Source organism: Psychrobacillus sp. FSL K6-1415, assembly GCF_038003185.1.
GTDB lineage: Bacteria > Bacillota > Bacilli > Bacillales_A > Planococcaceae > Psychrobacillus > Psychrobacillus psychrodurans.
In genome coordinates this window covers 3,322,989-3,336,648 of sequence record NZ_JBBOOQ010000001.1, presented here as the reverse complement: position 1 = coordinate 3,336,648, position 13,660 = coordinate 3,322,989, and the positions used below count along the sequence as shown (strand labels likewise).

At 37.5% G+C, this 13,660-nt stretch carries 16 protein-coding genes and 1 riboswitch; of the genes, 12 read left to right on the top strand and 4 right to left on the bottom strand.

Annotated features, from left to right (window positions below; all coding sequences use genetic code 11):
* Positions 1-339 precede the first annotated feature (339 nt).
* Genes MKY60_RS16190 through MKY60_RS16180 form a run of 3 tightly spaced genes read left to right on the top strand, consistent with a single transcriptional unit; the run spans position 340 to position 2,845 of the window.
* The gene (locus MKY60_RS16190) at positions 340-1,302 is read left to right on the top strand and encodes an ABC transporter ATP-binding protein (RefSeq protein WP_340930566.1); all 963 of its coding nucleotides are present in this window, start codon (positions 340-342) and stop codon (positions 1,300-1,302) included.
* Positions 1,303-1,947, top strand: a complete 645-nt coding sequence (locus tag MKY60_RS16185; protein WP_269922319.1) for an ABC transporter permease — start codon at positions 1,303-1,305, stop codon at positions 1,945-1,947. It begins immediately after the preceding gene.
* A gap of 4 nt (positions 1,948-1,951) precedes the next feature.
* Positions 1,952-2,845 (top strand): glycine betaine ABC transporter substrate-binding protein, encoded by an 894-nt coding sequence (locus MKY60_RS16180; protein WP_090568284.1) that lies wholly within the window; start codon positions 1,952-1,954, stop codon positions 2,843-2,845.
* Between the two features lie 42 nt (positions 2,846-2,887).
* Here MKY60_RS16180 and MKY60_RS16175 read toward each other — a convergent pair whose 3' ends face one another.
* Positions 2,888-3,370 (bottom strand): QueT transporter family protein, encoded by a 483-nt coding sequence (locus MKY60_RS16175; protein WP_090568286.1) that lies wholly within the window; start codon positions 3,368-3,370, stop codon positions 2,888-2,890.
* 9 nt (positions 3,371-3,379) lie between these two features.
* A riboswitch (PreQ1 riboswitch) is annotated at positions 3,380-3,424 on the bottom strand.
* Between the two features lie 115 nt (positions 3,425-3,539).
* Between MKY60_RS16175 and MKY60_RS16170 the strand changes: the two genes are divergently transcribed.
* From MKY60_RS16170 to MKY60_RS16150, 5 genes are all read left to right on the top strand, one after another.
* Positions 3,540-4,742 carry an MBL fold metallo-hydrolase gene (locus MKY60_RS16170; protein ID WP_340930564.1) on the top strand — a complete coding sequence of 401 codons (1,203 nt, stop codon included), beginning with the start codon at positions 3,540-3,542 and terminating at the stop codon, positions 4,740-4,742.
* Positions 4,729-4,974, top strand: coding sequence for a DUF3006 domain-containing protein (locus MKY60_RS16165; RefSeq protein WP_090568292.1), 246 nt, complete (start codon positions 4,729-4,731; stop codon positions 4,972-4,974). Before MKY60_RS16170 ends, MKY60_RS16165 begins: the two co-directional genes overlap by 14 nt.
* Before the next feature lie 242 nt (positions 4,975-5,216).
* Entirely contained in the window at positions 5,217-5,480 is a 264-nt protein-coding gene (locus tag MKY60_RS16160; protein ID WP_090568295.1) for a CD3324 family protein, read from the top strand.
* A 148-nt stretch (positions 5,481-5,628) separates the two neighbouring features.
* Positions 5,629-6,270, top strand: a complete 642-nt coding sequence (locus MKY60_RS16155; RefSeq protein ID WP_090568298.1) for a FusB/FusC family EF-G-binding protein — start codon at positions 5,629-5,631, stop codon at positions 6,268-6,270.
* Positions 6,271-6,285: 15 nt separating this feature from the next.
* A complete protein-coding gene (locus MKY60_RS16150; RefSeq protein WP_340930561.1) occupies positions 6,286-6,927 on the top strand; it encodes an NUDIX hydrolase in 642 nt (213 codons plus the stop codon).
* A 57-nt stretch (positions 6,928-6,984) separates the two neighbouring features.
* Here MKY60_RS16150 and MKY60_RS16145 read toward each other — a convergent pair whose 3' ends face one another.
* The 3 genes from MKY60_RS16145 to ypfJ all read right to left on the bottom strand — a co-directional run bounded on the left by MKY60_RS16145 (position 6,985) and on the right by ypfJ (position 9,778).
* Positions 6,985-7,551 carry a 3D domain-containing protein gene (locus MKY60_RS16145; RefSeq protein WP_093495110.1) on the bottom strand — a complete coding sequence of 189 codons (567 nt, stop codon included), beginning with the start codon at positions 7,549-7,551 and terminating at the stop codon, positions 6,985-6,987.
* 393 nt (positions 7,552-7,944) lie between these two features.
* Positions 7,945-8,787, bottom strand: coding sequence for a diaminopimelate epimerase (gene dapF / locus MKY60_RS16140; RefSeq protein WP_241598464.1), 843 nt, complete (start codon positions 8,785-8,787; stop codon positions 7,945-7,947).
* A gap of 142 nt (positions 8,788-8,929) precedes the next feature.
* A complete protein-coding gene (gene ypfJ / locus MKY60_RS16135; RefSeq protein ID WP_241598465.1) occupies positions 8,930-9,778 on the bottom strand; it encodes a KPN_02809 family neutral zinc metallopeptidase in 849 nt (282 codons plus the stop codon).
* Positions 9,779-9,897: 119 nt separating this feature from the next.
* Between ypfJ and MKY60_RS16130 the strand changes: the two genes are divergently transcribed.
* The 4 genes from MKY60_RS16130 to MKY60_RS16115 all read left to right on the top strand — a co-directional run bounded on the left by MKY60_RS16130 (position 9,898) and on the right by MKY60_RS16115 (position 13,310).
* Positions 9,898-10,929 (top strand): S66 family peptidase, encoded by a 1,032-nt coding sequence (locus MKY60_RS16130; protein ID WP_340930560.1) that lies wholly within the window; start codon positions 9,898-9,900, stop codon positions 10,927-10,929.
* A 3-nt stretch (positions 10,930-10,932) separates the two neighbouring features.
* The gene (locus tag MKY60_RS16125; RefSeq protein ID WP_340930558.1) at positions 10,933-12,021 is read left to right on the top strand and encodes an NAD(P)/FAD-dependent oxidoreductase; all 1,089 of its coding nucleotides are present in this window, start codon (positions 10,933-10,935) and stop codon (positions 12,019-12,021) included.
* 23 nt (positions 12,022-12,044) lie between these two features.
* Positions 12,045-12,953, top strand: coding sequence for a methyl-accepting chemotaxis protein (locus MKY60_RS16120; RefSeq protein ID WP_340930557.1), 909 nt, complete (start codon positions 12,045-12,047; stop codon positions 12,951-12,953).
* Positions 12,954-13,019: 66 nt separating this feature from the next.
* Positions 13,020-13,310, top strand: a complete 291-nt coding sequence (locus tag MKY60_RS16115; protein ID WP_093495106.1) for a hypothetical protein — start codon at positions 13,020-13,022, stop codon at positions 13,308-13,310.
* The last annotated feature ends 350 nt before the right edge of the window (positions 13,311-13,660 follow it).

Here is a 13,660-nt window from a genome sequence, read left to right as displayed (position 1 = left end):
GAGCCGCTTCCTTAAGGAGGCGGTTTTTCTATGAATTAAACTAGCTTTTTTGGAAGAAATATCCTTTTAGCAAGTAAATAACCTATGGGAGCAAGTAAATCCGGTTCGTGAGCAAGTAACATAGCAAAGAGAGCAAATAAAGGCCCCACAAGCGCAAGTAAACAGTTAGTGAGAGCAAGTAACGACTAACTTTTAAGGACAATAAGAGCAGAGCATAACCGACGATTTTCACAAACCCCAAATTTTTTCACAAAATAGATTATTCTATGGCTTTATCTTCATGTTTTTAGGGTAAACATGGTTGGAAGTAAATATAGTAGAAGAAAGGAGGGAAGTGAGTTGATTCGTTTTGAAAATATTACGAAAGTGTTTCCAGATGGAACAAAAGCTTTGCAGGGTGTCACTTTAACAATTCCGAAAAAGCAATTAGTGGTCATCATTGGACCAAGTGGATGCGGTAAAACTACGCTTCTAAAACTTATTAATCGAATAGAAACTCCTACCTCTGGTGAAATTTATGTGGAGGAAAAAGCTATCTCTAGTGTAGATCCTGTTGAACTGAGGAAAACAATTGGATATGTTATTCAACGAATTGGTTTGTTTCCACATATGACCATAGAAAAAAATGCTGCGCTTGTCCCAAATTTAAAAGGGTGGCCAAAGGAAAAAACGACAACACGTATTCATGAATTAATGAATATGGTAGGACTTGAACCAGACCAGTTTTTGCGTAAATACCCACTTGAATTAAGTGGGGGTCAGCAACAACGAATAGGTGTAGTGAGAGCCCTAGCTGCAAACCCCGATATAATATTAATGGATGAACCATTTAGTGCATTAGATCCGATAAGTCGCGAACAATTACAAAATGAGATAAAGCACTTGCAAGAAAAGATCAACAAAACAATCATCTTTGTTACGCATGATATTGATGAGGCATTAAAAATAGCAGATATGATTGTCGTCATGAAAGATGGCATGATCGAGCAAGTTGCTACACCTACACAGATAATAGAAAATCCTATTAATGACTTCGTGAAAAACTTTATTGGAATAGAAAGAATTAATCGGAAAAAGTCTATTGGAAAAAGGGAACTACAGGACTTTGCGTCTTTTTTTGATAGCGAATGGGAATCATTCTATTTAGAGGTCGATGCTTCTATGTTAGTGGAAGAAGCTATCGCTTTATTAGAAAATGAAGGTGCAAGAGGACTGCTAGTAAAGCATAGCAACGAGGTGCTAGGCTTTGTAAATCAATCTATACTTCTTCGAGCAATGCTTGCTAAGGAAGAGGTGGTATGAGTGAGTAACTTTATAGATACAATTCAAAGTCGTTCAGATTTAATACAAGAAGCGTTTATGCAGCATATTTACTTATCCTTTGTTGCTTTAGCTGTCGGGATTGCAATTGCATTACCTTTAGGTATATTAGTTGCAAGGTATCGTAGAATAGCTGAGCCAGTTATAGGAATCACCGCAATCTTTCAGACAATACCAAGCTTAGCGCTATTCGGTTTCCTAGTTCCGTTAATAGGGATTGGCGCTAAAACAGCTTTGATTGCCTTAATCATTTACGCCCTCTTACCTATTTTACGTAATACATATACTGGTATTTCAAATATTGATGAATCTATGATTGAGGCTGGAAGAGGAATGGGCATGACGAAGAGTCAGCTTCTGTGGCAGATTGAATTTCCACTTGCTTTGCCATTTATAATGGCAGGTATTCGAACTGCCACAGTTCTTACTGTAGGAATTGCTACACTAGCAACATTTGTTGGAGCAGGAGGGTTAGGGGATGTAATTTACCGTGGATTGCAATCTTACAATAATTCGCTTGTTTTAGCTGGAGCATTACCCGTTGCATTATTAGCAATTTTGTTTGATCTGATATTGAAATGGATTGAGAAAAAGGCTACACCAAAAGGAATGAATACTGGAGGATGATGGGATGAAAAAGTTAATGGGGATAATGGGACTTGTAGGAGTTTTACTTTTAAGCGCTTGCTCGGATTCTGAGGAAACATTAGTAATTAGTGGGAAACCGTGGACGGAGCAATTTATACTACCACAGATTTTAGGGCAATATATTGAACAGAATACAGATATTAATGTGGAATATAAAGAGGGTCTGGGAGAAGTAGCAATTATGACTCCTGCTTTGGAAAAAGGCGATATTGATCTATACGTGGAGTATACTGGCACAGGTTTAAAGGATGTGTTGAAGGAGGAATCTGAGGTAGGAGAAAGCTCAGATAGTGTGTTGGAAAAAGTTAGAAAAGGTTATGAGGAACAGTTTGAAGCTACGTGGTTAAGTCCACTTGGATTTGAAAATACCTATACATTAGCTTATACGAAAGATAATGAGTACAGTGCAGAAACTTACTCTGATTTAGTGGAAGCTTCTAAAACCGGGGGGATGGTATTTGGGGCACCACATGCATTTTATGAAAGAAAGGGAGATGGCTTTGACGATCTAATAAACACGTATCCATTTGTTTTTTCAGAAACACAAAGCCTAGATCCAAATGTAATGTATGAAGCGTTGAAAAATGGCGATGTCGATGTTATACCAGCGTTTACGACTGATGGACGTATTGAACGATTTGATTTGCAAACGACAAAGGATGATTTAGGGTTTTTCCCTAAGTATGATGCAGCTCCAGTCGTGCGTATGGATGCTCTAGAAAAGTTTCCCGAGCTAGAAGATGTGCTAAACGAGTTAGCAGGTAAAATATCCGAAGAAGATATGCTTAAAATGAACGCAAGAGTGGATATTGATGGTGATAAGCCGGAGGATGTAGCTCATGACTTTTTAGTTGAGAAAAGATTAATAGAAAAATAAAAAAACACCCGGTTCTAGTTTTTTAGAATCGGGTGAAATTATTTAGATTAGCGTCTTAAAATTTAGTCGTTTATCTAAAGCAATAATAATCGGAATACCGACAGCTAATACGGTGAATTCACCAGCTGCAACGGTCAACCATGTATAGAAGAATGGAAAATCTAGCGCGAGCATTAGTTCAAATGCGATAATACACATGGTAAATGTAAAGAGAACTGTATTAATAACCATGCGTGCTATGTTTCCTTTTACATACTTAGTCGCTAAAATCGTTAATGATAGCGTAATGATAGAATGCGCTACTCCAAATGTTAAGTCGTAAGCAGCCATTGGAGAGAACATGTTTGTGATGAATACTCCTAATACAATTCCAAAAAAGTATTTTTTATTAAATACGATTAAGTGATTAAACATCTCCGCAATACGAAACTGTACTGCACCAAATGCAAAAGGAGCCACTAGTAGAGATACCGCCACATAAAGAGCGGCAATAACACCAGTTACTGCTATAGTCTTTGTTTTCATTTTATTCATTTCTCCTTAGTTTTTTTCCGTGGGAGGTTCTCGAACCACGTTAGTTTTCACAAAGAGTTATTCTATGCGAATTGTTATCAACTGTCAAGGGAAATTGTAATATATGAATATTGTCATCCTATGATAGAATGGAACACAGCAACGAAAAGGAAGGTTTTTTATGAGAAAGATAGTAATGATAATTTGTATTTGTATAGTATTTTTACTTTGTGGTTGTACTATAAATCAGCAAGCGAACACGACAATAGAAACTTCTCAGACACCTGTAGAGGCTAGTAATAAAATGAAAGTCCATTTTCTAGATGTAGGACAAGGTGACTCTATATTCGTACAATCCCCGAATGGTAAAAATTTACTAGTAGATGGAAGTACAAAAGACGCTGGAAAGGAAGTAGTAGCTTATTTAAAATCGCATGATGTCGAGAAACTCGATTATGTAGTAGCGACACACCCAGATGCTGATCACATCGGCGGACTTATTTCCGTTTTGAACTCTATCTCTATAAAAAACTTTGTGGATTCAGGTAAAGTACATACCTCTCAAACGTATGAGGAAATGCTTCAGCTTATTTTAGATAAAAACATACCGTTCATTGTGCCAAATATTGGAGATACGATTCCCCTAGATGATGATTTAGATATTACTGTGTTAAATGTTGGAGAAGAATCAGATGATAATAATGAAGCATCTATTGTCTTAAAAATAACTTATGGGGAAGTTTCCTTTTTATTGATGGGGGACGCAGATATTCGTATAGAGAAAGAAATACTAGAGCGGTCGAACGTAAATTCAACTGTATTGAAAGCAGGACATCACGGTTCAGACACGAGTAGTTCGGAATATTTTATACAGGCAGTAAAACCAGAAGTTACCATTCTTAGCTATGGGAAAGATAATTCCTATGGACATCCAGATGCAGAGGTCAAGTCAAGGTTGGAGCGGATTAGTTCACAAATATATGGCACTGCAGTAGTTGGCAATATAGTCGTGGAAACAGATGGAGTAGATTATAACGTATTGACAAATGGAAACGTAGAACCAACTGAAATTGCTGACACAGTAGCTGAAGGGATTAATATTTCAAGTAAAGACCTCCGAGGTGAAATAGTAGGCATTACCAATTCTGGTGGTACTACTGTTAGTTTAAAGGATTGGCAATTAGTTTCCGTAGCGGGCAATCAAACATTCAATTTTCCAAACATAAGCTTACTGGCTGGGGAGACGATTTACGTCACAAGTGGTCCGGAAGCAAAAGAAGGTTCGGGCTATTTGAAATGGACGAAGGGACAAATGTGGAGAAACGATGGGGATGCAGCTACATTATTAAATAGCAAAGGAGAGGTTGTGAGTGAATTTGAATAAATACACGTTAGACCGTTTCGAAGGGGACTTTGCAGTCTTTTTGAAATACCCAAATGAAACCGAGAGCCTTCAAATTCATTGTTCTGATTTAAAAGCTAGCCTAAATCAAGGGGACATAGTGAATATTTCAGTAATACAAGATAAATATGAAATTGAGCTACTTAGTGAACAAACAATGGACCAAAAGGAAAGGGTCAGCCAATTACTTAAACAATTAAAAAAAAGAAACTGAGCGAAATTACACTATGTAGGTTTTTAAAAATTTCTACTTGTATTAAAATAGGAAGTAGCGCAACTTGGAGGTGAGCAGAATGGCAAAAAGTATAAAATTGCTAGACAGTGCAACGCCTCATGCAAAGCCTAATGATGGAAAGGCGAACTTTGTATGAGAAGCTATAAATTAAATTATATCGCCATTTCATAATGTTGGCTTTGCACCTTATTTAAATAGTAAAAATAAGGAGCGAGCGTAAAATGACATATATCAAGGCAACTTCCGTTTTACCTGAGGAGCTAGTGAAGGAAATTCAAAAGTATATTCAAGGGGAAACGATTTATATTCCAAAGCCGGGAAAAACTTATAAACAATGGGGAACAGTTTCAGGTGAAAGGAAACGTATCGATGAGCGAAATAATTCTTTAAAGAAAGCGTATAGAAATGGTGTTTCTATGGGACAGCTTGCAAATGAGTATTATCTCTCGGTCGAAACTGTTAAGAAAATTGTTTATACAAAGTAAAAGAATATACTGGTAGCTCATTTAGGGGCTATCAGTTTTTTTGTATTCATATGGTGAAAATAATTCCTAATCATCTTATCCATTTATTAATCAATTATTATTCGATACAATTGAACTAACGAAAATAATTGTGAATGGAGAGGTAAATATGAATCCTTTCATTAGAAGTGACCAATACAACTATATAAAAAAACAGACACAGGCATTGGTAAATGGACATGCAACGGTAAATGATCGTGGAGTATTAAATGCCCTAAGAGCACTGTCATTAGAGAAAGTACTTGGGCTATTTGAGGAATCTACAGAAGATCAAAAAAGCCTATTGAATCCAATTGTAGAAATAAAAGAAAAATTAGAAGCAGAAAGTTTTTTAGAAACCCTAAAGCCTTATGTTATCCCCTTTAAAGAGATAAGCGAGACTGCTATCAAAAAGATTTTTCCGAAAGCGAAGAAACTCAAAATTCCTTCATTAGAGAATATAGACTTTAAAGAATTATCTTATTTAGGCTGGTTGGATAAAGGGTCCAATAAAAAATTTCTTGTTATTGAATACAAAAATAAATTAGTAGGAATTTCTGGGGGTTATAAAAATTCCAATAAAAAAGGGATTTGTGCATTATGTAATCGAACTGAAGAAATAGGAATGTTTACTTCATCGGTCAAGGGCATGACTCAGGATGCATTTATAACGCGAGGAAATTATATTTGCCAAGATAGTCAAAAATGTAATGAGAACATCATTTCCTTGGACAAATTAAATAAATTTGTAGAGCTAATTGAAAATAAATAAATTAAGAGGGATTAAATGGAGCAGGAGCTACTAAAAGTATTTGACGAGCAGCATCAGAAAATAGGTGTAGGTACCCGGGAGGAAATTCATCGACTCGGTTTGTGGCATGAAACATTTCAATGCTGGTTCATTGGTAGCCATGAAGGAAAACAATATGTTTACTTACAATTACGCAGCAATTTGAAGAAGGATTATCCGGGATTGTTGGATATTACTGCCGCGGGTCATTTATTGGAAAGTGAAACAGTTTTTGATGGGATACGCGAGGTAAAAGAGGAGCTTGGAATTGATATCCTTTTTGAGGAATTGTATTCACTTGGTGTTATAAAATACTCTGTTACGACGGATGATTTAATAGATAATGAATTAGCCCATGTATTTTTATACGACTGCGCATTGGATTGGGAACAATTTACGCTACAGGTTGAGGAAGTGTCTGGCGTAGTAAGAGTGGAAATAACTCAATTTGTGAGTTTATGGCAAAGTGAAATAGAGGAAATAGAGATAATCGGTTTCGAGGTAGAGGAAGATGGAACAAGAAGACCAATTCATCAAATGGTTGATAAAGAGAGCTTTGTACCACATGAACAATCCTACTATGAAGTAATATGCGAAGAAATGATATCTTTTACATCAAAAAACCAACTTTCTAGTTAAGAAAGTTGGTTTTATCTATATCTAACTCCAGCACAAGTCGATGCTTGCACGTTTCTATTATTCTAAGATTTTAACTTTGACACTTTTACGACCCCATTTATAGGCTTCGCTTTTCGATGAAAAAAATACATCTATTTTATTCCCTTTGATAGCACTACCTGTATCTCCAGCTACTGCGTATCCATAACCTTCGACATAAACTTTGGTGCCAAGTGGAATTACTTTTGGATCTACTGCGATGACTTTTACATCTGGATTGCGTTTTAGGTTAATACCTGTGCTAGTGACACCAGAGCATCCGTTACAAGTTGCTGTGAATGCACTTGCAGAGACAACAATCTCTTTAACTACTTTATCCTCTGTTGTTCTAGAGGGAGTTTTCTTTTTCTTCGCAGCAGTAGCCGCTTTTGAAGAAATTTTTAAGCTTTGATTGAGTTTGATCGTATCTGATTTTAGATTATTCCAAGACTTTAAAGTTGATACAGACACTTTGTGTGTTTTAGCAATTTTATACAAAGTATCTCCTTTTTGTACAGTGTATGTTGAAGATGCGGCTAGGCTTGTGCTTGTCCCGCTAACCAATAGTGCAAATGTGATGATGAGTGTCCAAAGAATTCTTCTCAAATACTCTACCCCTTGCTTTTTCAGTCTAAGCACATCTTACCAATACTTTGTTACGAGAATATTACGACAACTTGGCAATGTCATTACAAATCTTAATAATTTTACAAACCTAAATTAACATTAGTAGATTATAGTCTATTAAAGAGATTGACGATTTATACCAATGTAATTAAAAATTATAGCCCATAAACTTTTCAATATAGCCCATAACTCCACTCTATTAACCGATAAATTGAAAGATAGCCCATTAGTTTCTAAATTTAGCCCATAACCGCTCACTAATAGCCCATAAAATAAACGACATAGCCCTTAACTCATCCCACACACTTATATAACATTAAAAAGAGCCTCACTAGTTTTCGCTAGAAAGGCTCTCACTCTATCATCTTAATACTACACTTCAATCTCACCATCGAAGACACTTACTGCAGGACCTGTCATATATACACCTTCATCGGTATAGCGTATGATAAGTTCCCCGCCTAGTAATTTTACGGTAATATCGGAATCTTTGTCGCAGTTACCATTTAAAACTGCCGCAACGACTGCAGCGCATGCCCCAGTTCCGCAGGCAAGCGTTTCTCCACTACCGCGCTCCCATACGCGCATATGAATAGTCTTACGATTCTCTACAGAAATAAACTCTGTATTTACACTTTCCGGGAAAAATGAGTGTTGCTCAAATTTTGGACCAATTAATGGTAAGTCTACCAACATTGGATCTTCCACAAAAATAACACAGTGAGGATTGCCCATAGACACTGTTGTGATGTGATATGTTTTGTCTTCCACTTGAAGGGGGAAGTTTATTAACGGATTTGTTTCCTTTGATTGGACGGGTATAAGTGCAGGTTCTAAAATGGCTTTGCCCATGTCTACTTTGGCAGAATTCATTTTGCCATTTTCGATATAGAGCTCAATCGTTTTAACGCCACTAAGGGTATCAATTGTTAACACTTCTTTTGTAGCGATATTATTATCGTACACGTATTTAGCAACGCAGCGGATAGCATTTCCACACATTTTCCCTTCACTGCCATCTATGTTAAACATTCGCATCTTTGCATCTGCAATATCGGATGGACATATTAATACTATCCCATCCCCACCAATTCCAAAATGGCGGTCAGATATATGCTGGCTTAGTGTATTAGGGTCATCGATAGTATGCTCAAAACAGTTAATATAAATATAATCATTTCCGCAGCCATGCATCTTAGTAAAAGGTATTTTCATCTTCAGCGTAACTCCTTTTTGGCGCAATCTTCTTATTTGCCCGCATATGTAAAAGCCCGAACGGTTCGGTCATTAAAAAACCCGAACTGATGGAATTTTCACTTTTATCTTATTATAGCATAGGGGGCAATGAGAAAATACGTTATGGAGTTTTACTATTAAACGTGTCCCCACCTTGAATTGTTCCTTTTTCATAACCTTTATAAAACCAACCTTTACGTTGTTCAGAGGTCCCATGTGTGAAACTTTCTGGAACAACATAGCCCATAGCTTGTTTTTGAAGTGTGTCATCACCAACAGCACTTGCAGCGGTCAATGCTTCATCTAAATCTCCTTCTTCCAGATAGCCCATTCCTTGGGCATGCTTCGCCCATACTCCGGAGAAATAATCTGCTTGAAGCTCAAAGCGGACAAGGTACTTATTGAATTCTTCTTCACTTAGCTTCTGTCGAAGAGGCATAACTTGTTCAGTTGTCCCAAGTAAAGTTTGAACATGGTGGCCAACTTCATGTGCAATAACATAAGCCATTGCAAAATCGCCAGGAGCATTGAACTTCGTTTGTAGTTCCTGATAGAAGCTTAGGTCGATATATAATTTTTGATCACCTGGACAATAAAAAGGTCCAACTGATGCACCAGCTGCTCCACATGCAGAATCGACACTATCTGTATATAACACTAAAGTCGGCTCTATGTATTCCATTCCATTTTCTTGGAATATTTTAGTCCAAACCTTTTCAGTATCAGCTAGTACAACAGAAACGAATTCGGATAGTTCTTTTTCTTGTTCAGTTTCCTCATACGGAACATTGCTTGATTGATCTGTTGTACCAAGATTTCCAATCAAATCATCAGGGTTTCCGCCAAGTAAGGAAATGATGATAACAATGATTAAACCCAAGCCTCCGCCGACTCCGGCAATAGCTTTTCCACCACTCATACCCCTGCGGTCTTCTACATTAGAACTACCAGCTCTACCTCTCCATTTCATCTAACACACTTCCTCTTCCATTACAGTTTTATGTATATTGTTTTTATACCCAAAATTTTTCAAATTAGACATTCATTGTGGACAGATTGCTTTATAATGAATAAAAAGGGGGATTTGTCATGCTTAAAAAACCAAAAATGCTAAAAGCTGGAGACAAGGTGGCGACGATTAGTTTGTCATGGGGAGGAGCTGGGGAACCAGATCTTCGTTGGAGATATGAACAGGGAATAGGAAGATTACGCGACGTTTTTGGATTGGAAGTTATAGCGATGCCAAATAGCTTAAAGGGTGGAGACTATTTATACGAAAACCCACAGGCTCGTGCAGAGGATCTAATGAATGCATTTAAGGATCCTTCCATTAAAGGTATATTTTCTAATATTGGTGGTAGCGAAAGTATTCGATTATTACCATATATTGATTTTGATGTAATTCGAGATAATCCAAAAGTATTTATAGGCTATTCGGACTCCACTGTAACGCATCTATTCTGTCATAAAGCAGGAATATCCTCCTTTTATGGACCAGCTATATTAATGGATTTCGCAGAAAATGTAGAAATGCATGAATATACGGTAGAGGCTTTGAAGAAGACTTTGTTCTTGAGTGGTCCAATAGGTGAAGTGAAACCTGCAACAGAATGGACAAGTCAAAGATTAGAATGGATTGTTGAAAATAAAGATAAAAAACGTCAAATGAATCCAAATAATGGCTATGAATTATTACAAGGTTCAGGAGTAGTACAAGGCAGATTAATCGGGGGTTGTATCGAAGTTTTAGAATTTGCTAAAGGTACATCGCTTTGGCCGGCAGAAGAATATTGGAAAGATAGTATTTTATTTTTTGAAACGTCTGAAGATCTTCCAACACCTGGAAATTTAGAGTATTGGCTACGCAATTATGGCACGCAGGGAATTCTTCAGCAAGCGAAAGGAATAATTTTTGGTAAGCCTCAAAATGAGAAGTACTACGAGGAATACAAGGATTCCATTCGTTTAATCATGAAAGAGCTTTCCTTAGATAATCTACCAATTTTATATAACTTGAACTTTGGACATACGGAACCTAAATTTGTGCTGCCATATGGGGCAAAGGCGGAGATTAATTGTGAAAATATAACGTTCTCTATTCTAGAAAGTGGAGTGGAGTAAACAATGTCCTCTTATATCGTAATAGGTGGCGGGATTCTAGGGGCGTCGACTGCGTACCATCTTGCAAAACGAAATGTGAGAGTTACGCTAGTAGATCGCCAGGATATGGGCCAGGCATCAGCTGCAGCTGCGGGGATAATTTGCCCATGGATCTCTCAACGAAGAAATAAAAAATGGTACACATTAGTAAAAAATGGAGCGTACTACTATAAACAACTTGTAGAGGAATTAGAAGCTCTAGGAGAGACTTCTACAGGTTATAAAAAGGTGGGGGCCATTGCTCTTCAAAATGATCCGAAAAAATTACAGAAAATGCTAGAGCGTGCGTTGGAAAAAAGAGTAGATGCGGCTGAAATTGGTGAACTGAAAATATTATCACCAGAAGAAACTAAGGAGCATTTTCCTCTAATTTCAGAAGACTTCACTTCTTTATATGTAGAAGGTGCTGCACGAGTGGATGGCGGTGCAATGCGTGATGCATTGATAAGTGCTGCCAAAAAACTAGGGGCGGAAGTAATTTATGGCAATGCTTCGATTTCGAATGGTATTTTAATAGTGGATGGTCAACAAATGGAAGCTGATGCCATCGTTTTAACTGCAGGTGCATGGGGCAATGAGATACCTCAGGAGCTTGGTGATAATATGAAAGTTAGTTTTCAAAAAGCACAAATCATGCATTTTCAAGTGAATAATTTGTATACTGGAGAATGGCCGGTTGTCTTGCCACCAACAAATCAGTATTTATTGACCTTTGATAATGGCAAGGTTGTGGCTGGATCTACATACGAAGAAAACACTGGTTATGATGCCAATGTGACAGAAGCAGGTAAGAAAGAGCTTCTCAAGAGTGCTGTAAGTATCGCTAGTTCACTTAATAGTGCTTCTATTGCAGAGGTACGAGTGGGGTTTAGACCATATACACCAGACTTTCTTCCGGTAATTGGAAAGTTACCTGGCTATGAGTCCATTTATTTCTCCAACGGATTAGGGGCATCAGGTTTAACAGCAGGACCTTTTGTTGGTGCTGAGTTAGCTAGATTAATCTTAGGGGAAGAAACAGTTTTAGATCTAACTGATTATGCACCAATATAAAGATAGATACGGGGGATGGGATTGTGAATTATTCACAAGTAGAAGAAGTAAACGATATGACTGTGGTTGAGGCTTTAGAAAAGAATTTAGCTATTATTCGATTTGATTTAGATCGCCGTATAGCTTACGTTAATGAAAATTTTGCAAAAGAAATCGGCTATACTGCAAGTGAGTTAATGGGGAAACAGCATAGAGATTTATGTTTTCCAGCTTTCGCAAATAGTCCAGAATATGAAAAGTTTTGGAAGGATTTATTTGCTGGGAAAAACTTTCAAGATAAGGTGGAGCGTAAAACAAAACAAGGTAAGAGTGTTATGTTAGAAGCGACTTATATGCCGATATTCGGCTCTGCTGGAAAGGTGCTCGGAGTTACTAAAGTTGCAACAAATGTAACGGAACGTCATGAAATATTAATGAGCGTGACTGAAGAATTGAAAGAAATGTCCATGGAATTAAGTACTCGCGCAGAGGTTGGAACAACTAGAAGTGAGGAATTATTGCAGCGAATTGATGAAATTGCAATTGGTTCAAAAGAAAATACAGATACTTTGCAAAGCTTACAAGTACAAGCAGATTCGATTCGAGGAATCGTCCAAACAATTCGAGAAATCGCGGCTCAAACGAATTTACTTGCACTGAACGCGGCTATAGAAGCAGCACGGGCAGGAGAGCATGGACGTGGGTTTAATGTTGTTGCCCAGGAAGTACGTAAATTAGCGGGAAGAGTAGAGAACTCAATCGTAGAAGTACGTGAAAACATCGAAGGAATAGCGAAGCAAGTAGAGAAAGTAACGACTAGTAATAGTAATTCTCAGACTAGTATAGAAAAAAGCCAGGAAGAAATACGTTCTGCTTTGGAGGAATTCAAAGACATCTCATCAGCAGCAATAAAATTAGAAAGCCAAACGGCAGAATTTGTGAAGCTGATTTAAAGTTGTCATAATGTATTTTCTCACTCCAATCATGCTAAAATAGTTGAGGTATAGGAGGTGCAACAAATGAGTAAATATCTCATAGGATATATTGAAATTGAACGACAAATAGATTTCTACTATCAAATGAAACAGGTTGAAAAACAATTCGAACTTCATTTATCAATGGAGGGGTTCGTATCTGATCGACATAAGTTTAAATTACAGCATGTACATGATGTATCTCATAAGCCATTCTCATTTGGAGGCGGCTTATTATACCTCCACACAAATCAAGGTGTTTTTCCATTCCAAATTCAAGAAAATCCAACTAGCTTTATACAAGGCTTTAAGTCACTGAAAACTGAACACTCGTGAACATCTACGTTTTAGTAAAGCGTGGATGTTTTTTTGTGTCACTGATATTGCGAGTATAAGACTTCCGCCCGTTCTTATAGAGGTGTGTCACGGGCGGACACGCACTGTGTCTGGGCGCATGAAGTGAAATTGCGGGCGTATGGCTTCGGCTCGGGCTTATAGAGCTGTTTCTAGGGCGGATATGCACTGTGCCCGAGCGCATAGTGCAAAATTTTGGGCGTAGGACTTTTGAGCGGGCTTATAGAGTTATGTTTAGGGCGGATAAGAACTTTGCCAGGGTGCATAGAGTGAAATTGCGGGCGTAGGACTTCATTGGGAGCATAGTAATTTTAGGAGAGTTGATACATTAT

Bases quoted from the DNA above. Each gene is read 5' to 3' on its own strand.
- MKY60_RS16175 (WP_090568286.1), bottom strand. From the start codon at position 3,370: ATGAAAACAAAGACTATAGCAGTAACTGGTGTTATTGCCGCTCTTTAT.
- MKY60_RS16160 (WP_090568295.1), top strand. From the start codon at position 5,217: ATGACATATATCAAGGCAACTTCCGTTTTACCTGAGGAGCTAGTGAAG.
- MKY60_RS16125 (WP_340930558.1), top strand. From the start codon at position 10,933: ATGTCCTCTTATATCGTAATAGGTGGCGGGATTCTAGGGGCGTCGACT.
- MKY60_RS16170 (WP_340930564.1), top strand. From the start codon at position 3,540: ATGAGAAAGATAGTAATGATAATTTGTATTTGTATAGTATTTTTACTT.
- MKY60_RS16150 (WP_340930561.1), top strand. From the start codon at position 6,286: ATGGAGCAGGAGCTACTAAAAGTATTTGACGAGCAGCATCAGAAAATA.
- ypfJ (WP_241598465.1), bottom strand. From the start codon at position 9,778: ATGAAATGGAGAGGTAGAGCTGGTAGTTCTAATGTAGAAGACCGCAGG.
- MKY60_RS16130 (WP_340930560.1), top strand. From the start codon at position 9,898: ATGCTTAAAAAACCAAAAATGCTAAAAGCTGGAGACAAGGTGGCGACG.
- MKY60_RS16180 (WP_090568284.1), top strand. From the start codon at position 1,952: ATGAAAAAGTTAATGGGGATAATGGGACTTGTAGGAGTTTTACTTTTA.
- dapF (WP_241598464.1), bottom strand. From the start codon at position 8,787: ATGAAAATACCTTTTACTAAGATGCATGGCTGCGGAAATGATTATATT.
- MKY60_RS16115 (WP_093495106.1), top strand. From the start codon at position 13,020: ATGAGTAAATATCTCATAGGATATATTGAAATTGAACGACAAATAGAT.
- MKY60_RS16155 (WP_090568298.1), top strand. From the start codon at position 5,629: ATGAATCCTTTCATTAGAAGTGACCAATACAACTATATAAAAAAACAG.